Genomic DNA, 20,663 nt, shown 5'->3' with positions numbered 1-20,663 from the left:
CGGTACAATTTCGTGAGGTCATTCTTACGGTCGTGCGTTCGCTGCGCGCTTGTACGCGCCCGTTCGCAGCGCATCGATACCGCCCTTGTTCCGCACTCGCGCGTGTTGCAGCCATTTGGCGTGCGAGCCCAACTCAAGCAGGTCCAACGCTCATGTCCAGCAATCAAGAACTCTTCGACCGCGCCCAGAAAACCATTCCGGGCGGCGTCAACTCGCCCGTGCGCGCCTTCCGTTCGGTTGGCGGCACGCCGCGTTTCATCGAGCGCGCGCAAGGCGCGTACTTCTGGGACGCCGAGGGCAAGCGCTATATCGACTACATCGGCTCGTGGGGGCCGATGATCGTCGGCCATGTGCATCCGGAAGTGCTCGAGGCCGTGCAACGCGTGCTGGTGAACGGCTTCTCGTTCGGCGCGCCGACGCAAGCCGAAGTTGAGATCGCCGAAGAAATCTGCAAGCTCGTGCCTTCGATGGAACAGGTACGGATGGTGTCGAGCGGCACGGAAGCGACGATGAGCGCGCTGCGCCTCGCGCGCGGCTTCACAAACCGCAGCCGTATCGTCAAGTTCGAGGGCTGCTACCACGGCCACGCCGACAGCCTGCTCGTGAAGGCGGGCTCGGGCCTGTTGACGTTCGGCAATCCGACGTCGGCGGGCGTGCCCGTCGATATCGCGAAGCACACCACCGTGCTCGAATACAACAACGTCACAGCGCTCGAAGAGGCGTTCAAGGCGTTCGGAAACGAGATCGCTTCTGTGATCGTCGAGCCGGTGGCGGGCAACATGAACCTCGTGCGCGCGACGCCCGAGTTCCTGGCCGCGCTGCGCCGCCTTTGCACAGAATACGGCTCGGTGCTGATCTTCGACGAAGTGATGTGCGGGTTCCGCGTCGCGCTGGGCGGCGCGCAGCAACTGTATGGCATCACGCCTGATCTCACGTGTCTCGGCAAGGTGATCGGCGGTGGCATGCCGGCGGCAGCGTTCGGTGGACGGCGCGACATCATGGCCCATCTCGCGCCGCTGGGCGGCGTCTACCAGGCGGGCACGCTGTCGGGCAATCCCATCGCGGTCGCGGCGGGTCTCAAGACGCTGCAACTGATCCAGGCGCCGGGCTTCTACGATACGCTGTCGCGTCAGACGACGCGTCTCGTGCACGGTCTCACGGAAGCCGCGCGCGAAGCGAAAGTGCCGTTCACGGCGGATTCCGTCGGCGGCATGTTCGGCCTGTACTTTTCCGCGAGCGTGCCGGGCAGCTTCGCCGAAATCTCGCGCTGCGACGTGCCGCGCTTCAACGCGTTCTTCCACAAGATGCTGGATGCGGGCGTGTACTTCGCGCCCTCCGCGTACGAGGCAGGCTTCGTGTCGAGCGCACACGACGACGCGATCATCGACGCAACCATCGATGCCGCGCGCGGCGCATTCAAGTCGCTCGCGTGAACCGTGTTGACGAACCATTGAACGGATAACGCCAGACCGATGTTTTCGCAGACCGATTTCGTCCACATGGAGCGCGCGCTGGCCCTCGCCTGGCGCGGCCTGTACACGACCGACCCGAATCCGCGCGTCGGCTGCGTGCTGGTGAAGAACGGCGAGGTGATCGGCGAAGGCTACACGCAGCCCGCCGGCCACGATCACGCGGAAATCCAGGCGCTGAAGGACGCACGCAAGCGCGGCAACGATCCGCGCGGCGCGACTGCTTATGTGACGCTCGAACCGTGCAGCCACTTCGGCCGCACGCCGCCCTGCGCGAACGCGCTGATCGAAGCGAAAGTTGCGCGCGTGGTCGCCGCGATGGAAGACCCGAACCCGCGCGTGTCGGGACGCGGCCTCTCGATGTTGCGCGACGTGGGCATCGAAGTGCGCTGCGGCCTGCTCGAAACGGAAGCGCGCGAACTGAACATCGGATTCGTGTCGCGGATGACGCGCGGCCGGCCATGGGTACGGATGAAGATCGCGGCATCGCTGGATGGGCGCACCGGCTTGCCTTCGGGCGAGAGCCAGTGGATCACGAGCGAAGCGGCGCGCAACGACGGCCACGCATGGCGCGCCCGCGCATCGGCGATCCTGACGGGCATCGGCACCGTGAAGGAAGACAATCCGCGCATGACCGTGCGCGCTGTCGATACGCCGCGCCAGCCGCACCGCGTGCTGATCGACAGCCAGCTCGAAGTGCCGCCCGACGCGCAGATTCTCGCCGGCGCGCCAACGCTGATCTTCTGCAGCAGGCTCACGCCGCTGCTCGAAGAGCGCGCGGCCGCGCTGCACGATCGCGGCGCCAAAATCGTGCCGCTTGCGAACGAAAACGGCAAAGTCGACTTGCCGAAGATGCTGGAAGAGCTCGGCAAGCGCGAAGTCAACGAGTTGCACGTGGAGGCGGGCTACAAGCTGAACGGCTCGCTGTTGCGCGAAGGCTGCGTCGACGAGCTGCTCGTCTATCTCGCGCCCAGCCTGCTCGGCAATGACTCGATGAGCATGTTCAATCTCGCCGCGCCGGGTTCGCTCGACGCGCGCACGCAGCTCGAATTTCACGCCGTGGACCGGATCGGCAGCGACGTGCGAATTCTCGCGCGCCTGATGCCGAGGCCGCCCGGACACTGACCGATAGATATAGGACACAACACGATGTTTACGGGTATCGTCGCGGCTGTCGGCCGCATCGCATCGATCAAGCCGCTCGGCAGCGAACCGGACGCGGGCGTGCGCCTGACCGTCGAAGCGGGCGGTCTCGATCTGGAGGACGTGCAACTGGGCGACAGCATCGCGATCCAGGGCGCGTGCATGACCGTGATCGAAAAGACGTCGACTTCGTTCGACGTGGACGTCTCGCGCGAAAGCCTGAACCGCACGGCGGGCCTTGCCGACACCGGCGAAGTGAACCTGGAAAAGGCGCTGCGTTCGCACGACCGGCTGGGCGGCCACATCGTGTCGGGCCATGTGGACGGCCTCGGCACGGTGACGCGTTTTGCGCGCGTCGGCGAATCGCATGAATTGCGCGTGCTCGCGCCGCGCGAGATCGGCAGGTATCTGGCGTACAAGGGCTCGATTACCGTGAACGGCGTGAGCCTCACCGTGAACTCGGTGACGGATCGCGAGGACGGCTGCGAATTTTCGATCAATCTGATTCCGCATACGGTTGAAGTGACCACGCTGAAGGCGTTGAAGGAAGGCAAGCAGGTGAATCTGGAAATTGACCTGATCGCGCGATATGTCGAGCGGATGCTCAACGCACCGAAGTAATTTCGCCATCCACTCTCGCGTACGGGAGCGCAACTGATCATTCGTCCGAACGGCATATGCCGTTCGGACGGGCGACTTGCCGGGCGGCGTGGCGTAAAATACGCGCTTTCCCAATCTTCTCGCCAACATGACCCTCGCCTCCACCCTTGAAATCATCGCCGAGCTCAAAGCTGGCCGGATGGTGATTCTTGTCGACGAAGAAGACCGCGAAAACGAGGGCGACCTCGTCATCGCAGCGGAATTCATCACGCCGGAAGCGATCAACTTCATGGCCCGCTACGGCCGTGGCCTGATCTGCCTGACGCTCACGCAGGAACGCTGCAAGCTGCTGAACCTGCCGCTGATGACACACCGCAACGGCACGCAATACGGCACCGCGTTCACGGTCAGCATCGAGGCGGCCGAAGGCGTCACGACGGGCATTTCGGCGGCCGACCGCGCGCATACCATCGCCACGGCTGTCGCGGCGAACGCGCGCACCGAGGACATCGTCCAGCCGGGCCACGTGTTTCCGATCATGGCGCAGCCCGGCGGCGTGCTGGTACGCGCAGGCCACACGGAAGCCGGCTGCGATTTCACGGCGCTCGCAGGGCTCACGCCCGCCGCGGTGATTTGCGAAATCATCAAGGACGACGGCACGATGGCGCGCCTGCCCGACCTGCTGACGTTCGCGCAAGAGCACGGCCTCAAGATCGGCACGATCGCCGATCTGATCCACTATCGCAGCCGCACGGAATCGATCGTCGAGCGCGTCTGCGAACGCACGATGCAGACCGTGCACGGCCCGTTCCGAGCGGTGATGTATCTGGACCAGCCGAGCGGACAGCCGCATATGGCGCTGGTGCGCGGCACGCCCACGCCCGAGCGCGAAACGCTGGTGCGGGTGCACGAGCCGCTATCGGTGCTCGATCTGCTCGAAGTGGGCCGCTCCACGCACTCGTGGACGCTCGACGCCGCGATGAAGGAAATCGCCGCGCGCGATCACGGCGTGATCGTGCTGCTCAATTGCGGCGACTCGAAAGATCACCTGATCGACGTGTTCAAGGCATTCGACGAAAAGAGTCGGGCCGAGGCGCTCAAGCGCCGCCCGGTTGACTTCAAGACGTATGGCATCGGCGCGCAGATTCTGCGCGAACTCGGTGTCGGCAAGATGCAGGTGCTGTCGACCCCGCGCAAGCTGGGCAGCATGTCCGGCTACGGGCTCGAAGTGACCGGCTTCATACCGATGCCGGGCAGCGCGGCCGAAAAGCCGCAAAACTGCTGAACGCTTCAACCGGTTTCACGCTCAGTTATCGCTCATTTTTCGCTAACCTGCGCTCAACCAACACACTACGGACCTCATATGGAAATCGGACAATACCAACCGAATCTCGACGGCGACGGTCTGCGCATCGGCATCGTCCAATCGCGCTTTAACGAACCCGTCTGCAACGGCCTCGCTGACGCCTGCATCGAAGAACTCGAACGCCTCGGCGTGACGGGCGAAGACGTGCTGCTCGTCACCGTGCCGGGCGCGCTGGAAATCCCGCTCGCGCTGCAAAAGCTCGCGGAAAGCGGCCAGTTCGACGCACTGATCGCGCTCGGCGCGGTCATCCGCGGCGAGACGTATCACTTCGAACTCGTGTCGAACGAGAGTGGCGCGGGCATTTCGCGCATCGCGCTCGACTTCGGCATCCCGGTCGCGAACGCCGTGCTGACGACCGAAACGGACGAACAGGCCGTCGCGCGCATGACCGAAAAAGGCCGTGACGCGGCGCGCACCGCTGTCGAAATGGCGAACCTCGCGGTCGCGCTCGAACAGCTGGACGGCGACGAGGACGAAGAAGGTGAAGACGAGGACGACGAAGAGGAACGGGCATGAAGAGCGCACGCCGACGCTCCCGCGAACTGGCCACGCAGGGGCTTTATCAGTGGCTGCTGTCGGGTTCGCCGGCAGGTGAAATCGACGCGCAGCTGCGCGGCGCCCAGGGTTTCGACAAGGCCGACCACGAGCATCTGGACGCGATCCTGCATGGCGTGATCCGCGATTCCGAAGCACTGACCGCAGATCTCACGCCGTGCCTCGACCGCCCGATCGACCAGCTGTCGCCCGTCGAACGCGCGGTGCTGCTGGTCGCGGCCTACGAACTGAAGAATCAGGTCGACATTCCGTATCGCGTCGTCATCAACGAGGCTGTGGAACTGGCCAAGACCTTCGGCGGCGCAGACGGCTACAAGTACGTGAACGGCGTGCTGGACAAGCTGTCGGCGAAACTGCGCGTCGCCGAGACGCAGGCGGCCGCCCGCAAGCAGTAAGCGTGGCTGGCTTCTGTCATCGCTAATGCAGGCGGGCCCGGCGTAACGCGGGCCCGCCGTTGTTTTTGCGCGGCGGACTCCGCGCTCCTGTTTGAACCGGACTCATCGAATGAACAGCATCACCGAACCCCTCGTGAAACTGGCGGCCCGCGTCGACGCGATTCAGCCGTTCTACGTGATGGAGCTGGCCAAGGAAGCGGCGCTACTGGAGCGCGCCGGGCGCGACATCATCCATATGGGCATCGGCGAGCCCGACTTCACGGCGCCGGAGCCCGTCATCGGTGCCGCGACAGAGGCCTTGCGGCGTGGCGTCACCCAGTACACGAGCGCGCTCGGCATTCATGCGCTGCGCGACGCGATCGCCGGGCACTACAAGCATGCGTATGGGCTCGATATCGATCCGGCGCGGATCGTCGTGACGGCGGGCGCGTCGGCGGCGCTGCTGCTGGCGTGCGCGGCGCTCGTCGATCGCGATGACGAAGTGCTGATGCCGGATCCGAGCTATCCGTGCAACCGCCATTTCGTCGCCGCCGCCGAGGGCAAGCCGGTGCTCGTGCCGAGCGGCCCCGCCGAACGGTTCCAGTTGACCGCAAGCGACGTCGAGCGTCTGTGGAGCGAGCGCACGCGCGGCGTGCTGCTCGCTTCGCCGTCGAATCCGACGGGCACGTCGATCGAGCCTGCCGAACTGAAGCGCATCGTCGAGACGGTCCGCGCGCGCGGCGGCTTTACGATCGTGGATGAAATTTATCAGGGCTTAAGCTATGACGCGCCGCCCGTGTCGGCGCTTTCGTTCGGCGACGATGTCGTCACCGTCAACAGCTTTTCGAAGTACTTCAACATGACGGGCTGGCGGCTCGGCTGGCTCGTGGTGCCGCCGGCGCTCGTCGGCGCGTTCGAGAAGCTCGCGCAGAATCTGTTCATCTGCGCATCGGCGCTTGCGCAGCATGCGGCGCTCGCCTGCTTCGAACCGGAAACGCTCGCGATCTACGAATCGCGCCGGATGGAGTTCAAGCGCCGCCGCGATTTCATCGCGCCCGCACTCGAATCGCTGGGCTTCACCGTACCCGTCATGCCGGACGGCGCCTTCTACGTCTATGCCGACTGCCGCAGCGTCGCGCATCCGGCCGCCGGCGACAGCGCCGCGCTGACGAGAGCGATGCTGCACGACGCGGGCGTCGTTCTCGTGCCGGGCATGGACTTCGGCTCGTATCAGCCGCGCGAGTACATCCGGCTATCGTACGCGACCGCGTATTCAAAGCTCGAAGAGGCTGTCGAGCGCCTGCGGAAGCTGTTCGGCGGTTGATCCAGAGCGAGGCGGAGCCGCACGCGAGGCGGCGCTCGTCGAGCGGGAGAAGCGGATGCCGATTCGGCAGAAACCGGCGAGACAATGACACAATGACAAAGGGCACCCGAGGGTGCCCTTTCTTTTCGCTAGATCAGCCTTGTCTATGCGCTTGTAACCTGACCGCGCTCGTTATGCGATCAGGCGCCCAGCTCCGGCTGCTGCGTCGCATGCTTCGCTGCGTTCGCGCTCGCATCGTCCTGTTCGGAATCCTTGGTCGCCGGCGTCTGCGCGGTCTTTGTCGAGGCGAGCGGATGGCCGTCGAGCGTCACCTGCACGCGCTTGTTCGAGGTGCTGGAAGTCGCTGCCGGCGTCGAGTTCGAAGCTTGCACGGTGGCGGGCGCCTGCGGCGAGTTGATCGGCACCTTGCGACCGCGCGCGACGTCGCGCAGACGCGTGCGCTCGGCCATCACCTTCGCACCGTAGCCGCCGTCGTCAGGCGACGTCGAACCGACGTAAAGACGCAGACCGCCCGGCAGCGAGCCGCCGCGCGCGATGCAATCCTTCAGCACGATCGCTCCGACCTTGATGTTCGCGAGCGGCTCGAGCGCCGCGGACTGGCCGCCGAAGTAGCGGAATTTGTCCGAGTGAACCGTCGACATGACCTGCATCAGGCCCTTCGCGCCGACGCCGCTTTCGGCGTACGGATTGAAGCCCGACTCGATCGCCATCACGGCGAGCAGCAGCAGCGGATCGAGGCCGACTTCGCGGCCCGTGTCGAACGCGGCCTTCACGAGTTCGCTGACCGGCTCCTGAGCGACGCGATAGCGGCGCGAGAGGAATGACGCGACGAGATCCTGCTCGCGCGTGGAAATGAGCACGCGGTCGTCGCGGGCATCCGCCGACACGCGTTGCGACGGAATCATCGAGGCGATCGTGCTCACGCTCGGCAGCGTGCGCGGATCGAGACCGTTCAGCGCAGCCGACGAAAGACCCGTGCTGGCCGGAGACGAGAAGCTCGAGTTGTCGCCCGCAATGTTGAAGCCGGCGTCAGCGGCCTTGGCGGGGCCGTTGGTGTTGTCTCCCGTATTCGACGACGTCGAGAGCGTATCGTCCGGAGACGCCGTATTGCCGCGCTGTGGCGGCGCGAACGACGGCAGCGGATTGCCCTGCAGCAGACGGGCGGGGCCAGCCTGCACGGCGGCCGAGATGAAGGGCATCAGCCGCGTGGCCAGCATCAGGCGCCAGCCGGGCATCAGCCACAGCGAGAGTGCAAACAGAACAGCAAACCCGCCAACTACGCTGAATAGATGATGACTCAACCGCGTCCCCTGACGCAGCGCGCCGCGCATGACCTGCGCGATACGCTCGTTGGGACGCCACGATAACCAGGCGTTCATTCAGATCTCCCATGTTGCTGGCCCTGCGAACGCCGTAAAAACGACCGGCTTGGGGATGCTGTTCGCAAGACCAAGACGCCGTGTGCTCTGGTTAAGGCGACCACGACGTCGGGAAAACGGCAAAAAGTACCGTTGGGGAGCCACAATCTCGAAAAGGGCCGCCTGCATGCCAAAAAGCACGCATTCGGTGGCTCCCACGCGAAAAACCAGCGTCGAAGTGCGCTGGTGGAGACTACTTGTGACCGTCAATACCGTGCAGGGGGCGGTAAGGGTGACGCGTTGCGTCTGAGGACCGGGGGACGGTGGTAAAAACTATCAATTCCCTGCAACCAATGTGACCGGATTCTAACAGGGTTTTATAGATCGTCAACACTATAAAAGGCAAAATTTATAACTAATTGTAATTATGAACACTGTTCAGGGAGCGCAATCCCTCTGCGGAAGGGGTTTTCAGCCGATCCGCATTTTCGCTATTCAGCGTGCGCTTGCCAACGCATGTAAAATCGACAATCCGTTCGGCATGACGGTGCGTTGCCGCGCCGCCTGCTCTCGCCACTGTTCTCAGCTCTTGCATCCGCCGCTTCGCGGCCGCCAACCGGACCGATGAAATACAAAGACCTGCGTGACTTCGCGAGCCGCCTCGAATCGCTCGGCGAGTTGCGCCGTATCTCGCAAAACGTGTCGCCTGTCCTGGAAATGACAGAGCTATGCGACCGGGTGCTGCGCGCCGGCGGCCCGGCGCTCCTGTTCGAGTCGAAGCAACGCCATGCGTTCCCGGTGCTCGGCAATCTGTTCGGCACGCCGCGGCGCGTCGCGCTGGGCATGGGCATCAATGCCGCGACGCAGGGCGATGCTGGCGGCGATCAGGCGTCGCTGGAGTCGCTGCGCGATGTCGGGCGTCTGCTGTCGGCGTTGAAGGAGCCGGAGCCGCCCAAGGGTCTGAAGGACGCGGGCAAGCTGCTGTCGCTCGCAAAGGCGGTCTGGGACATGGCGCCGAAGACCGTCAGCGGCCCGCCCTGCCAGGAAATCGTCTGGGAAGGCAGCGACGTCGATCTCGCGAAACTGCCCGTTCAGACCTGCTGGCCCGGCGACGCCGGTCCGCTCATCACATGGGGCCTCACCGTCACGCGCGGCCCGAGCAAGACGCGCCAGAACCTGGGCATCTACCGCCAGCAGGTGATCGGCCGGAACAAGGTCATCATGCGGTGGCTCGCACATCGCGGCGGCGCGCTCGACTTCCGCGAGTTCGCGCTGAAGAACCCCGGCAAGCCGTATCCCGTCGCCGTCGTGCTCGGCGCGGATCCGGCGACGATCCTCGGCGCTGTCACGCCCGTTCCCGACACGCTGTCCGAATACCAGTTCGCCGGCCTGCTACGCGGCGGCCGCACGGAGCTCGCGAAGTGCATCACGCCGGGTGTCGACACGCTGCAGGTGCCCGCGCGCGCGGAGATCGTGCTCGAAGGCTTCATCTATCCGCAAGAAGGCGAGCCGGCGCCCGCACCCGATGGCGCGCCTCCGCGTCCGTCGAAGGGCGCGAGCGCCGCTTACGAGCATGCGCTCGAAGGCCCGTATGGCGATCACACCGGCTACTACAACGAACAGGAGTGGTTCCCTGTCTTCACGATCGAGCGCATCACGATGCGCCGCGACGCCATCTACCACTCGACTTATACGGGCAAGCCGCCCGACGAACCTGCCGTGCTCGGCGTCGCGCTGAACGAAGTGTTCGTGCCGCTGCTGCAAAAGCAGTTCTCCGAAATCACCGACTTCTACCTCCCGCCCGAGGGCTGTAGCTACCGGATGGCGATCGTGCAGATGAAGAAGAGCTATCCGGGCCACGCGAAGCGCGTGATGTTCGGCGTGTGGAGCTTCCTGCGGCAGTTCATGTATACGAAGTTCATCGTCGTCGTGGATGAAGACGTGAATATCCGCGACTGGAAGGAAGTGATCTGGGCGATCACGACGCGCATCGACCCGTCGCGCGATACGGTGCTCGTCGACAGCACGCCGATCGATTATCTGGATTTCGCATCGCCCGTCGCGGGTCTCGGCTCGAAGATGGGCCTCGACGCGACCAACAAATGGCCAGGCGAAACCGATCGCGAATGGGGCCGGCCGATCCTGATGGACGACGCCGTGAAGGCGCGCATCGATGGTCTGTGGAACGAGCTTGGCCTGTGAGTTTCGCGGTTCGCGAACCTGAATTCAGCGACTCGGCTTTGAAGCACTCAGGTTCGCGGAACGGCGACGGCGAAGCGTCGTCCGCATCCGCGTTGCCGTGATTGAACAACAACAATTCATTGTGAGCGGTTGGACGGATGCACAGCTTGTCGATGTTGTCGGACGGTTTTTTTCTGTCACTGTCGTTGTGCCTCGACATCGGGCTCGTCAACGTCGCGATCATTTCGCTGACGTTGTCGCATGGCTTCAGGCCCGGCTTCTGGCTCGGGCTCGGTTCCTGTTTCGGCGATCTGATCTACGCGGCGCTCGCCCTCGCGGGCATGGCGGCGCTGCTGCAATTCGAGTCGGTGCGCTGGGTGGTCTGGATCGGCGGCGCGGCGATTCTGCTGTTCCTCACGTTGAAAATGGCGCGCGAAGCGTTGTTTCCGGCATCTGCGCCGCCCGTCGAAGGCGAAGCCGACGCATCGGCGCCGCGTCTCGACCCGAAGCGCGGTTTCCTGCGCGGCGTGTTGCTCGCCATCTCTTCCCCGAGCGCGATCCTGTGGTTCGCGGCCGTTGGCGGCGCGCTGATCGCCAAAGCAGGCGCGACGTCGACGACGACGGCACCCGTGTTTCTCGGCGGCTTTTTCCTCGGCGGCCTGTGCTGGACGCTCTTCATATGCGGGCTCGCGAGCCACGGACGCAAGCGCGCAGGCACGGGACTGCTGCGCGTCTGTCATCTGCTGTCGGCGTTGCTGTTCGCGTACTTTTCGTACAGCGTGATCGTCAACGGATACCGCGATCTGATCGTGCAAACGGCGCACGCGGCAAGCTGACCTGCCGCTCGCGTCGCATGCATCGATACGCTGATGACGGCATTCGCTAACGACGTCATTCGATCGATGCCGCCAGCGTTGCCTCGCAACCTCAGCGCAAGAACTCGCCGAGCCGCTGAAGATCCACATTCCCGCCGCTGATCAACACGCCGACGCGGCTGCCTTCGACGGGCACCACCTTCTCCAGCGCCGCCGCCGCCGCGAGACAACCGGTCGGCTCGACGACGATTTTCATGCGCTGCGCGAAAAACTTCATCGTGTCGACGAGTTGTGCGTCGCTCACCGTCACGATCTGCTCGACGTTGCGCTTGATGATCGGAAAGTTGTAGCTGCCGAGATGCGTCGATGCCGCGCCGTCGGCAATCGTATGCGGCACGTCGATATGCACGATCTCGCCTTTTGCAAGCGACTGCTGGCCGTCGTTGCCCGCTTCCGGCTCGACACCGATCACCCGGCACTGCGGACTGAGCGCAGCCGCCGAGAGCGCACTGCCCGCGAGCAGCCCGCCGCCGCCCAGGCAGACGAACAGAAAGTCGAGCGGCCCCGTTTCGTCGATCAGTTCCTTCACCGCCGTACCCTGCCCCGCGATCACGTGCGGATGATCGTACGGCGGAATCAGCGTCATGCCGCGCTCCTGCGCGAGACGCCGGCCGATCTCTTCGCGGTTTTCCTTGTAGCGGTCATAGGTGATGACTTCGCCGCCGTAGCTCTTCGTCGCGGCGACCTTTGCGGCGGGCGCGTCGTGCGGCATCACGATCGTCGCGTGAATCCCGGCAAGCCGTGCCGACAGCGCAATGGCTTGCGCATGATTGCCCGATGAATACGTCAGGACGCCGGCCGCGCGTTGCTCGGCATCGAAGTGGGAAATGGCGTTGTACGCGCCGCGAAACTTGAACGCGCCCATGCGCTGGAAGTTTTCGCACTTGAAGAAGAGCGACGCGCCCGTGCGCTCGTTGGCCGTGGTTGATGTGAGCACCGGCGTGCGATGCGCGATGCCTTCGATGCGCTGAGCAGCGTCGACGACATCTTCATAAGTGGGAGCAGACAACGCATGCATGGGCGGGTGACTCCAAGGCTTGAGAAAGCGCTTATTCTCCCAGCTTCTGCGATGTGTGTGCGTGCCGGACGAATCTCCCGAAGGTCATAGGCCAAGGTCACAAGCACCTCAAGCCGAAGCCGCAGATTCACAGGCCGAAATTCACAGGCCGAAATGGAAACGGCGCAACACGGCATCGAGCCGGCGTTGCGCCGTTGCACACGTTGGCGCGCGCAGCGGGCAGGCTGCGCGGCGCGAAAATCAGTAGCGCGTCAGTACCGGTAGTACGGACGACCCCAATACCCGTGGCGATAGTACGGACGGTGATAATACCCACCGCCCACTACGACGGCCGGCGCGACCACGACGGGCGGCGGCGGCGCATAGACCACAGGCGGCGGCGCGTAATACACCGGCGGCGGCGCGGAGTAGACGGGATAGGCGGGAGCGACGGGCACGCCAATGCCGATACCCACCGACACGTGAGCTTGAGCCGCAGTGGTCAATCCAACCCCGAGTACGGCAGCAGCGATAAACGGAACGATCTTCTTCACTTGTATTTCTCCTGGCGGCGCGGCCAGTTCGTGACCGGGTCGCATGACGGACATGCTGTGATTCCAATGTATCGAAAAAGCCCGCGCGCCGTAGGCTGCATTTGTTGCAAATTGCAATTGCAGGAAAGCGGTTCGTCAGTCGAGGCTTTCCATACGTCTGTTAAATGGCGTCCGGCGCATCGAAAATCAAGGATTTTGCCGGCAATCCGCTGTCAATCGGGCAACTTGACCGCATCCGCCGATTGCATTCCGCGCGCCTCGGTAATCTTTGATTACAAATTCGCGCTGCGCCGTTGCTGGCGCGCGTCACACGGCGTTCGACGCGTCGAACCCAAACGAAAAACGCCTGGCGGCTGGCCAGGCGTTTTGCATGATCCGATACGAGTGAACGCGTCAGCCGACTTTCACATAGGTGAATTCGCGGGTGACGTTAGGCGGCACGTACGCGCCACTGATTTTGACCCGAGGGCTGAGCCGCTTTCTCTGATCCCACCAGCGGCGGCGTTGGGAATGCGTGAGGAACCGTAAGTGCTTTCGGTAAGAAAAGATACTCATCGTGACCTCCCGAATCTGACTGCGAGACATTAAAAACCACGGTGACTGCCATCCACTCCTACGGAAATCGCCAAGCAGTTTTCGCGCCTGTTTACTAGGTACCTTGCTTTCGCGCGTCGCGCCAACGGCACCGGGTTGCCAGTTGACCGGGAAACGCGCGTCTGCGTGCGCCCAAACCACCTACGAAAGCCGCCAGTTCGCGCTCGCGATCATCGGAGCGCGATACGTCAGCTTCCTTCTTCAGTCCCGTCGGGAGCAGGAAACATGTCCCAGCCCTCCTTGCCGCGCCTTGGTTTCGTCGGCGCGGGCCGGATTGCGCGGTGTCTTGCGCCCGGCTTCGCACGCGTCGGGGATCCCGTCACGGCCATCGCGAGCCGAACGCCGGAATCGGCACGGCGGCTCGCCAGTCAGATCGGATTCTGCGCCGCGTATGACGATCCCCAGCGGGTCGTCGAGTCGGCGGACATACTCTTTTTAACCGTCCCCGATGACAGCATCGGTACGACAGCGAACACACTCACGTTCCCTTGCCACGCGGCGCCTGCGAGAGGAGCGTGGGCCGTCGTGCATTGCAGCGGTGCGTCGCCCGTCGAGCTGCTTGCCCCGGCTGGGACCAGGGTGCGTCGATCGGCGGTTTTCATCCACTTTACCCGTTCATCGGCGATTTGACAGATGTCGATCGCATCGCCGGCTGCTCCGTGACGATCGAAGCCGACGGCGCGCTCAAGGCCGATCTGATAGCGCTCGCCGCCGCGCTGCGCTGCCATCCGCTGTCGATTCCGCCGGGCCACCGCCTGCTGTATCGCGCGGCAGCGCACTACGCCGCCAGCTTCGCCTTATGCAGTGTGGCTGAGAATGTGAGCCTGTGGCGCAAGCTCGACTTCGACGAAAACGATGCGCTGCGCGCGCCGCTGCCTATGATGGCCGGCACGCTCGAAACGGCGCGCGACCCAGGCCTCGCCGACGCGCCGGCGGGACCGGTTTCACGCGGCGACGTGGGCGTGGTGGAAAAGCAACTGTCGCTGATGGAACAGCTCGGCGGCGATCACGCGGCGCTTTTCGGGCTGATGCCGCGACGGGCGGTAGCGCTCGCGCGCGCCCGAGCGACGGCCGCCCGCCGCCATCGACGCGATCGGCGCAGCCGTCGAGCGGTCGCTCAGCCATACGCTGAAAGGCGCGGCGACAGGTGCAAGCGCCGAGTAAGCCGTGATAATGTGACGACCGGCATCGACGGGAACGCGGCGGCTTGCATGCCTCCATCGGAGTTGCAGGCCGTATCGCCGCCCGTCTCGCCAGCACGACCAGGACCAACACGCGCGCAACGACGCGATCAGGGCGCACGGCGCCTCGCCCGCGCTTCGTGACCAACCGACGAGAACGCACAATGATCAAGGTCAGCATCCTCTATCCGTATCGCGAAGGCGGACGTTTCGACATCGACTATTACTGCGGCACGCATATGCCGCTCGCCGCCAGGCTGTTCGGCGCATCGCTGAAGGGCTGGTCGGTCGATGCCGGCATCAACGCCGGCCCGCCGGGCTCGCCGCCGCCGTTCGTCGCCGCCGGGCATTTTCTGTTCGATAGCGCCGAGGCGTTTTACGAGGTTTTCAAACCCGCCAGCGACACACTGCTCGCCGACATTCCCAACTATACGGACGGCGGCAACGGCACAATCCTGATCAGCGAAGTCAAGGTCGCCGTCTGACGCGGCCATCCGCGCAGCGCCGCTGCAAGCGGCACGCGCAAGCATTCTGGTGAGCCGCGCGGCGTACGGCGCGCGCTCGGTGTTTCCAGCCGTCCGCCGGCTTGCCGGCGCCATGCGTCCCGCTTCCCGCGAGACGTCTTCTGAAGGAAAGGATCCACGATGTTCGGCGATATCGCCCGTTTTCTGCTCAATACCATCTTTACGCTATTCGGCGCGGCTCTGCTGCTGCGCGCGTGGCTCCAGTTCGTGCGCATGCAGCCGTACAACCCGGTGTCGAGCGCCGTGATGCAAGTGACCAACTGGCTCGTGCTGCCGCTGCGCAAGATCATTCCGGGCGCGCGCGGAATCGACTGGGCGAGCATCGTCGCTGCGCTCATTACGTCGATCGTCTACGTGGTGCTGATGGTGGTGATCGTCGGCGTCGATCCGCTCGGGCTGATGCCGTCGCTGCTGATCGTCGCGCTACTGACCGTCATCAAGTGGGCGTTGAACCTGCTGATCTGGCTGACGATCCTGATGGCGCTGCTGTCGTGGCTCAATCCCCGCTCGCCCGCGATGCCGATCCTGTACGAGCTGACGGCACCGTTTCTCGACCCGCTGCGCAAGATCATGCCGCGCCTGGGCGGCATCGACCTTTCGCCGATTCTGCTGTTCGTGATCGTCCAGGTGCTGCTGATGGTCGTGACGCGGGCCGCCGTGTCGTTGACGCTATTCGGCATCTGACCGCTTGGCGTCTCTGTGCCGGGCGCGTGCGTGCCCGGCGATTTGCCCAAATCCGCCGAAACCGCGTAAAATGGCGCGCTCTGCGGGCGTCGTATAATGGCTATTACCCTAGCTTCCCAAGCTAGAGACGTGGGTTCGATTCCCATCGCCCGCTCCACTATCAGCCGCTCTCTCTGCCGCGCAACGCACGGGCGGAAAGACGAGGCGGAAAATCCAGCGTGAGAGCCGCCTCCATGAAGGCGGCTTTTTTGTGGTGCGCGCTGTCTGCCAAAGAAACGAGCCCGCCCTCACGCCAGCTGTTCCCGCCGCCACCCCCTAGTCTTCATCCACAATGATTCACGATCCGAACGAAGCCGGTCTGCCGCGCGACACTTCCCAGATTTCCAGCGACGACGCGTCCGCGCCCGCCGAGACCTCGGAAACGTCCGACGCCGCTGCGGCACAAGAAGCACCACAAGAAGCACTGCACCTGCGCCGCATCCGCAGCTTCGTGACGCGCGCAGGCCGCGTATCGACGGGCCAGCGCCGCGCCATGGACGAACTCGGCCCGCGCTTCGTCGTGCCATACGCGCCCGGGCAGCCGGACTGGGACGCCGTGTTCGGCCGCCGCGCGCCGCGCATTCTGGAGATCGGTTTCGGCATGGGCGCGACGACGGCTGAAATCGCCTCGCATCGTCCCGACGACGATTTCCTCGGCGTCGAAGTGCATGAGCCGGGCGTCGGCGCGCTGCTGAAGTTGATGGGCGAGCAGAATCTGTCGAATATACGCATCGTCCAGCATGACGCCGTCGACGTGCTGGAGAACATGATCGCGCCGCACAGTCTCGACGGCGTACACATCTTCTTCCCCGATCCGTGGCACAAGGCGCGCCATCACAAGCGCCGTCTGATCCAGCCGAAGTTCGTCGCGCTGCTGGTGTCGCGCATGAAGCCGGGCGCCTACATCCACTGCGCGACCGACTGGCAGAACTACGCGGAACAGATGCTCGAAGTGCTCGGCGCAGAGTCCGCGCTGGAGAACACTGCCGACGATTACGCGCCGCGTCCCGACTATCGTCCCGTGACGAAGTTCGAGAAGCGCGGCCTGCGCCTCGGGCACGGTGTGTGGGACCTGATTTACCGGCGCCGTCCGGACGCCTGAGCGACGCTGCCTGAAGCTCCACAAAACAGAAACGGCCTGCCGTTCGCGAACGGCAGGCCGTTTTCATTTGCAACGCGTCGAGGGCGCGCGCAACGTCAATCCGCCCAGCTCAATCCGCCGCTGTAGCCGATCAGAAGGATCAGCAAGCCGAAGCCGATCCGATACCACGCGAACGCGCTGAAATCGTGCGCCGCGATATAGCGCAGCAGCCAGCGCACACACGCAAACGCGCTGACGAACGCCGCGAGAAAACCGATCGAAAAAAGTCCGAGCGCGTCGGACGACAGCGCCTGCCAGTCCTTGTGCAACTCATAAACGGTCGCGCCGAAGATGATGGGTATCGCGAGGAAGAACGAGAACTCGGTTGCGACGCGCCGGTCGAGCCCGAACAGCATGCCGCCGATGATCGTCGAGCCCGAGCGCGACATGCCCGGGAACAGCGCGAAGCATTGCGCGAAACCGACCTTGAGCGCATCGAGCGGGCTCAGGTCGTCCATCGAATGCACGCGCGGCTGAAGGTCCTGCCGGCTGCGCTGGCGCGACTCGACCCACAGAATCAGCACGCCGCCCACGACGAGCGCAAACGCGACGGGCACGGGCGAAAACAGCACGGCTTTGATCGCCTTCTCGAACAGCAGGCCGAGCACGATCGCGGGAATCGTCGCGATGATCACGTTCAGCGTGAAGCGGCGCGCGTCGGGCCGCGTCGCGAGCCCGGCCACGACATGGCCGATTCGCTGACGGTACTCCCAGCACACCGCGAGAATCGCGCCGAGCTGGATCACGACGTCGAAGGTCTTTTCCTGCGGGATGTCGAAGTTCAGCAGGCTGCCGGCAACGATCAGATGACCCGTGCTCGACACGGGCAAGAATTCCGTCAAGCCTTCGACGATGCCGAGAATCAGCGCCTTCAGGGTGAGTATCCAGTCCATCCGTGGCCCTCTTCGTTTGGGGATTGACGATGTGAGGACGCGTCAGCAAAGACAACGCGGCCCGCCCGGCCGCGCGCCCGTCACTTTTCGACGATCTGGACGCGTATGCCGTTTGTAAGGACCGTGATTGTACCTGGTTCGTAAGTCACCCCGGCGAATTGCAGCTGGTCGGGCTTGAACGTGTAGACGGGATAGTTGGTGAGCAGCTGCGTCGCGAGCACCGCCGCGGCTGCGTTGATCTGCTGCGTGTACGCCTGCGCGTCGCCGTCGACCCTCACGTCCTCCACATTCGGCGCGCGCAGCACGACGGAGCGGCTCTGCGGATCGTATTCGAGCTGGCTCGACAGCGTGAACACGCCGTTGACCGGCTCCTGCAGAAACGGACTTGCGAGCCGCGCATCGACCCGCACGGATACGCGGTTCGTATCCGGCAGCAAGCCGACGACAGGATGCATCAATGCGACCTCGAACACCTGCGATACCGTGCGCTGGTACGGAAACTTGCGCTGCACGGCTTCCTGCACCTGCTTCTGCGAAAACGTGTAGTGATCCGGAATAAACGGGAACGTCGATGTCGCGCACGCGGCGAGCGACGTCATCAAGCCACCGACTGCGCACGCCGACAGCGCCGAAATCAGGAAGCGGCGCCGTGCGGGCGCAGCGGGATGGGTCATGCAGTTTCTCCTCGTGACGCAGCGGACGCGCCGCATCGGTGTTGCTCGTGTTGCCAGGGGTGTTTCTCTAGATTCGCGCGACGGTCTTGCGGCGCGAGCGCTTCGATCAACGGCACGCGGCCATCACATCATGATGTCATGGCCGCGTATCGGCTTCGAGACGCGTGAGCCAGAGCAGCGCTTCGTCGCGCGAGTTGCCGCACATGCCGGCCTGCGGTTGTAGACCCGAGCAGCAGGCCGGACGTTCCGGCTTGCCGAAGATCGCGCAGCGCAAATCGTCGCCGAGTTGCACGCAGCGCACGCCTGCCGGCTTGCCGTCCGGCATGCCGGGAATGGGACTCGAAATTGAAGGCGCGATGCAGCACGCGCCGCAATTGGGACGGCACGCGTGATCCGCTGTCGCGGATGACGGTTGGAACAAATCGACAGACACTGCGCTTTTCCTGAACGACAAACACTCGACGAGGCCGGCCGACCGCAGATGAAGCGGCCGCCGCTCAGCCCACATTGTGCCATTTGACGCATGCGACCTTTTTACACAAGGTTGCGCGCCCCCGCTCCCATAGACTTGTTTGCACACTTTCGCAACAGATACCACGCTCGCACGGCGCCTGCCCTTTTCCACCGAGCACACGTCGAACCGCTCCCACACGCAACGACCAGGCGGCTCGCGCATCATCCGGCAGGCGTCGCGATATGAATCCGATGACTACCGCCCCTTCCGCCGACGCCCTCTTCCGCCCCGATCTGCTCGCGAAATACAGCTCGAACGGCCCGCGCTACACGTCCTATCCGACGGCCGTTCAATTCCGCGACGACTTCGATCCCGGCGACTACCGCCGCGCCGCCGAAGACAAGGGCGCATCGGACACGGATCTCTCGCTGTACTTCCACATTCCGTTTTGCGACACCGTCTGCTTCTATTGCGGCTGCAACAAGGTCGTGACGAAGAACCGCGCGCGCTCGCGCCCGTATCTCGGGCAACTGAAGCGCGAGATCGCGTTGCAGGCCGCGCTCTTCGACACCGCGCGGCCCGTGTCGCAACTGCATTGGGGCGGCGGCACGCCGACGTTTCTGTCGCACGACGAAATGACGGAACTGATGGCCACCACGCGCGAACACTTCACGTTGTGCAGCGACTCAGAAGGCGAGTTTTCGATCGAAGTCGATCCGCGTGAAGCGTCGCCGAAAACCATCGTCCATTTGCGCAATCTCGGCTTCAATCGCCTGAGCCTCGGCGTGCAGGACTTCGATCCTGTCGTGCAGCGGGCGATCAATCGCATCCAGCCGCTCGAGATGACGGCGAGCGTGATGCGCGCCGCGCGCGCAACGGGCTTTCATTCGATCGGCGTCGATCTGATCTATGGTCTGCCGTATCAGACCGTCGACAGCTTCAGCCGGACGCTCGACACGATGCTCGCGCTTGCGCCCGACAGGCTCTCGGTATTCGGCTACGCGCACATGCCGCAGCTCTTCAAGATGCAGCGGCAGATGGACCCGTCCACGATGCCTTCTCCCGCTGAACGGCTCGCGATTCTGCGCCGCGTCGTCGAGCGGCTGACGGATGCGGGCTATGTCTACATCGGCATGGACCACTTCGCGCTCCCCACCGACGAGCTCGCGCGCGCTCAGGCCCAGCGCACGCTGCATCGCAATTTCCAAGGCTACAGCACGTGCGCAGAATGCGATCTGATCGGCTTCGGGGCATCGTCGATCGGCAAGGTCGGCGATGTCTACGCGCAGAACGCGAAGGAGCTGGTGGGCTACGCAGCCGCCATCGACAAAGGCCAGCTGGCGATCAGTCGCGGCGTGCGCCTCTCCCTCGACGACCGTCTGCGGCGCGATGTCATCACGCAACTGATGTGCAATCTCGAACTGCGCTTCGACGCGTTCGAAGCCGCGTACGGCATCCGCTTTCACGACGCGTTCGCGCCGGAACTGGAGCGCCTGCGCCCGTTCGAGGACGACGGGCTCGTGAAGATCAGCGCGCGGCGGATCGATGTGCAACTGGCGGGACGGATGCTCGTGCGCAACATCGCGATGGTGTTCGACCGCTATCTGGGCCAGCAGCCGTCGCAGCGGTTTTCGCGCACGGTCTAGCGTCAGCGGGGCGGCGCGATCGGGCGTCGGCTTGCCC

At 64.2% G+C, this 20,663-nt stretch carries 19 protein-coding genes, 1 tRNA gene and 1 pseudogene; 15 read left to right on the top strand and 6 right to left on the bottom strand.

Features of this window, described 5'->3' with window-relative positions:
• Positions 1-152: 152 nt before the first annotated feature.
• From hemL to AABE10_RS07485, 7 genes are all read left to right on the top strand, one after another.
• On the top strand, positions 153-1,433 hold the full coding sequence (hemL, locus tag AABE10_RS07515; protein WP_342932646.1) for a glutamate-1-semialdehyde 2,1-aminomutase: 1,281 nt from the start codon (positions 153-155) through the stop codon (positions 1,431-1,433).
• A gap of 39 nt (positions 1,434-1,472) precedes the next feature.
• Complete coding sequence (gene ribD / locus AABE10_RS07510) at positions 1,473-2,594, top strand: bifunctional diaminohydroxyphosphoribosylaminopyrimidine deaminase/5-amino-6-(5-phosphoribosylamino)uracil reductase RibD (RefSeq protein WP_342932645.1); 1,122 nt, start codon at positions 1,473-1,475, stop codon at positions 2,592-2,594.
• Positions 2,595-2,618: 24 nt separating this feature from the next.
• Complete coding sequence (locus AABE10_RS07505; protein ID WP_342932644.1) at positions 2,619-3,233, top strand: riboflavin synthase; 615 nt, start codon at positions 2,619-2,621, stop codon at positions 3,231-3,233.
• Between the two features lie 127 nt (positions 3,234-3,360).
• On the top strand, positions 3,361-4,497 hold the full coding sequence (gene ribBA, locus AABE10_RS07500; RefSeq protein WP_342932643.1) for a bifunctional 3,4-dihydroxy-2-butanone-4-phosphate synthase/GTP cyclohydrolase II: 1,137 nt from the start codon (positions 3,361-3,363) through the stop codon (positions 4,495-4,497).
• Between the two features lie 78 nt (positions 4,498-4,575).
• The gene (ribH, locus tag AABE10_RS07495) at positions 4,576-5,094 is read left to right on the top strand and encodes a 6,7-dimethyl-8-ribityllumazine synthase (protein ID WP_087733837.1); all 519 of its coding nucleotides are present in this window, start codon (positions 4,576-4,578) and stop codon (positions 5,092-5,094) included.
• The gene (gene nusB / locus AABE10_RS07490) at positions 5,091-5,528 is read left to right on the top strand and encodes a transcription antitermination factor NusB (RefSeq protein WP_087733836.1); all 438 of its coding nucleotides are present in this window, start codon (positions 5,091-5,093) and stop codon (positions 5,526-5,528) included. Before ribH ends, nusB begins: the two co-directional genes overlap by 4 nt.
• 109 nt (positions 5,529-5,637) lie before the next feature.
• Positions 5,638-6,831, top strand: a complete 1,194-nt coding sequence (locus tag AABE10_RS07485; protein ID WP_342932642.1) for a pyridoxal phosphate-dependent aminotransferase — start codon at positions 5,638-5,640, stop codon at positions 6,829-6,831.
• 179 nt (positions 6,832-7,010) lie between these two features.
• On the opposite strand, the gene AABE10_RS07480 is transcribed toward AABE10_RS07485, so the two are convergent.
• Positions 7,011-8,210, bottom strand: a complete 1,200-nt coding sequence (locus AABE10_RS07480; protein ID WP_342932641.1) for a transglycosylase SLT domain-containing protein — start codon at positions 8,208-8,210, stop codon at positions 7,011-7,013.
• A 603-nt stretch (positions 8,211-8,813) separates the two neighbouring features.
• Here AABE10_RS07480 and AABE10_RS07475 point away from each other — a divergent pair.
• Positions 8,814-10,391, top strand: coding sequence for a UbiD family decarboxylase (locus AABE10_RS07475; protein WP_342932640.1), 1,578 nt, complete (start codon positions 8,814-8,816; stop codon positions 10,389-10,391).
• Positions 10,392-10,528: 137 nt separating this feature from the next.
• The gene (locus tag AABE10_RS07470; protein WP_342932639.1) at positions 10,529-11,206 is read left to right on the top strand and encodes a LysE family translocator; all 678 of its coding nucleotides are present in this window, start codon (positions 10,529-10,531) and stop codon (positions 11,204-11,206) included.
• A gap of 91 nt (positions 11,207-11,297) precedes the next feature.
• On the opposite strand, the gene AABE10_RS07465 is transcribed toward AABE10_RS07470, so the two are convergent.
• Both AABE10_RS07465 and AABE10_RS07460 read right to left on the bottom strand, forming a co-directional pair.
• A complete protein-coding gene (locus AABE10_RS07465; protein WP_342932638.1) occupies positions 11,298-12,263 on the bottom strand; it encodes a threo-3-hydroxy-L-aspartate ammonia-lyase in 966 nt (321 codons plus the stop codon).
• 251 nt (positions 12,264-12,514) lie between these two features.
• On the bottom strand, positions 12,515-12,796 hold the full coding sequence (locus AABE10_RS07460; RefSeq protein ID WP_090867988.1) for a hypothetical protein: 282 nt from the start codon (positions 12,794-12,796) through the stop codon (positions 12,515-12,517).
• Between the two features lie 777 nt (positions 12,797-13,573).
• On the opposite strand from AABE10_RS07460, the pseudogene AABE10_RS07455 reads away from it, so the two are divergent.
• From AABE10_RS07455 to trmB, 5 genes and pseudogenes are all read left to right on the top strand, one after another.
• A pseudogene (locus tag AABE10_RS07455) lies at positions 13,574-14,554 on the top strand (Rossmann-like and DUF2520 domain-containing protein).
• Positions 14,555-14,735: 181 nt separating this feature from the next.
• Positions 14,736-15,056 (top strand): EthD family reductase, encoded by a 321-nt coding sequence (locus AABE10_RS07450; RefSeq protein WP_342932637.1) that lies wholly within the window; start codon positions 14,736-14,738, stop codon positions 15,054-15,056.
• 159 nt (positions 15,057-15,215) lie between these two features.
• Positions 15,216-15,779: a YggT family protein gene (locus AABE10_RS07445; protein WP_342932636.1), complete on the top strand. Its 564-nt coding sequence runs from the start codon at positions 15,216-15,218 to the stop codon at positions 15,777-15,779.
• Between the two features lie 82 nt (positions 15,780-15,861).
• Positions 15,862-15,936: transfer RNA gene (locus tag AABE10_RS07440), tRNA-Gly, on the top strand.
• A 174-nt stretch (positions 15,937-16,110) separates the two neighbouring features.
• Entirely contained in the window at positions 16,111-16,920 is an 810-nt protein-coding gene (trmB, locus tag AABE10_RS07435) for a tRNA (guanosine(46)-N7)-methyltransferase TrmB (protein ID WP_342932635.1), read from the top strand.
• 95 nt (positions 16,921-17,015) lie between these two features.
• On the opposite strand, the gene AABE10_RS07430 is transcribed toward trmB, so the two are convergent.
• The 3 genes from AABE10_RS07430 to AABE10_RS07420 all read right to left on the bottom strand — a co-directional run bounded on the left by AABE10_RS07430 (position 17,016) and on the right by AABE10_RS07420 (position 18,959).
• On the bottom strand, positions 17,016-17,852 hold the full coding sequence (locus AABE10_RS07430) for an undecaprenyl-diphosphate phosphatase (protein WP_342932634.1): 837 nt from the start codon (positions 17,850-17,852) through the stop codon (positions 17,016-17,018).
• 80 nt (positions 17,853-17,932) lie between these two features.
• Positions 17,933-18,526, bottom strand: a complete 594-nt coding sequence (locus AABE10_RS07425; protein ID WP_342932633.1) for a DUF1439 domain-containing protein — start codon at positions 18,524-18,526, stop codon at positions 17,933-17,935.
• A gap of 136 nt (positions 18,527-18,662) precedes the next feature.
• Complete coding sequence (locus AABE10_RS07420) at positions 18,663-18,959, bottom strand: YkgJ family cysteine cluster protein (protein WP_342932632.1); 297 nt, start codon at positions 18,957-18,959, stop codon at positions 18,663-18,665.
• Between the two features lie 263 nt (positions 18,960-19,222).
• Between AABE10_RS07420 and hemN the strand changes: the two genes are divergently transcribed.
• Positions 19,223-20,626 carry an oxygen-independent coproporphyrinogen III oxidase gene (gene hemN / locus AABE10_RS07415; protein ID WP_428983273.1) on the top strand — a complete coding sequence of 468 codons (1,404 nt, stop codon included), beginning with the start codon at positions 19,223-19,225 and terminating at the stop codon, positions 20,624-20,626.
• Positions 20,627-20,663: the final 37 nt, after the last annotated feature.

The sequence above is a fragment of the Paraburkholderia diazotrophica genome, assembly GCF_038900755.1.
Taxonomy (GTDB): domain Bacteria; phylum Pseudomonadota; class Gammaproteobacteria; order Burkholderiales; family Burkholderiaceae; genus Paraburkholderia; species Paraburkholderia diazotrophica_A.
Note: the sequence above shows the minus strand (reverse complement) of the source record. Positions and strands in the feature narration are given on the sequence as shown.

Excerpts from the sequence above, each read along its gene's own strand:
- AABE10_RS07485 (WP_342932642.1), top strand. The coding sequence starts at position 5,638 with ATGAACAGCATCACCGAACCCCTCGTGAAACTGGCGGCCCGCGTCGAC.
- AABE10_RS07445 (WP_342932636.1), top strand. The coding sequence starts at position 15,216 with ATGTTCGGCGATATCGCCCGTTTTCTGCTCAATACCATCTTTACGCTA.
- AABE10_RS07465 (WP_342932638.1), bottom strand. The coding sequence starts at position 12,263 with ATGCATGCGTTGTCTGCTCCCACTTATGAAGATGTCGTCGACGCTGCT.
- AABE10_RS07475 (WP_342932640.1), top strand. The coding sequence starts at position 8,814 with ATGAAATACAAAGACCTGCGTGACTTCGCGAGCCGCCTCGAATCGCTC.
- hemN (WP_428983273.1), top strand. The coding sequence starts at position 19,223 with ATGAATCCGATGACTACCGCCCCTTCCGCCGACGCCCTCTTCCGCCCC.
- AABE10_RS07450 (WP_342932637.1), top strand. The coding sequence starts at position 14,736 with ATGATCAAGGTCAGCATCCTCTATCCGTATCGCGAAGGCGGACGTTTC.
- ribD (WP_342932645.1), top strand. The coding sequence starts at position 1,473 with ATGTTTTCGCAGACCGATTTCGTCCACATGGAGCGCGCGCTGGCCCTC.
- AABE10_RS07425 (WP_342932633.1), bottom strand. The coding sequence starts at position 18,526 with ATGACCCATCCCGCTGCGCCCGCACGGCGCCGCTTCCTGATTTCGGCG.
- hemL (WP_342932646.1), top strand. The coding sequence starts at position 153 with ATGTCCAGCAATCAAGAACTCTTCGACCGCGCCCAGAAAACCATTCCG.
- AABE10_RS07470 (WP_342932639.1), top strand. The coding sequence starts at position 10,529 with ATGCACAGCTTGTCGATGTTGTCGGACGGTTTTTTTCTGTCACTGTCG.
- ribBA (WP_342932643.1), top strand. The coding sequence starts at position 3,361 with ATGACCCTCGCCTCCACCCTTGAAATCATCGCCGAGCTCAAAGCTGGC.
- trmB (WP_342932635.1), top strand. The coding sequence starts at position 16,111 with ATGATTCACGATCCGAACGAAGCCGGTCTGCCGCGCGACACTTCCCAG.
- AABE10_RS07480 (WP_342932641.1), bottom strand. The coding sequence starts at position 8,210 with ATGAACGCCTGGTTATCGTGGCGTCCCAACGAGCGTATCGCGCAGGTC.
- nusB (WP_087733836.1), top strand. The coding sequence starts at position 5,091 with ATGAAGAGCGCACGCCGACGCTCCCGCGAACTGGCCACGCAGGGGCTT.
- AABE10_RS07430 (WP_342932634.1), bottom strand. The coding sequence starts at position 17,852 with ATGGACTGGATACTCACCCTGAAGGCGCTGATTCTCGGCATCGTCGAA.
- AABE10_RS07505 (WP_342932644.1), top strand. The coding sequence starts at position 2,619 with ATGTTTACGGGTATCGTCGCGGCTGTCGGCCGCATCGCATCGATCAAG.
- ribH (WP_087733837.1), top strand. The coding sequence starts at position 4,576 with ATGGAAATCGGACAATACCAACCGAATCTCGACGGCGACGGTCTGCGC.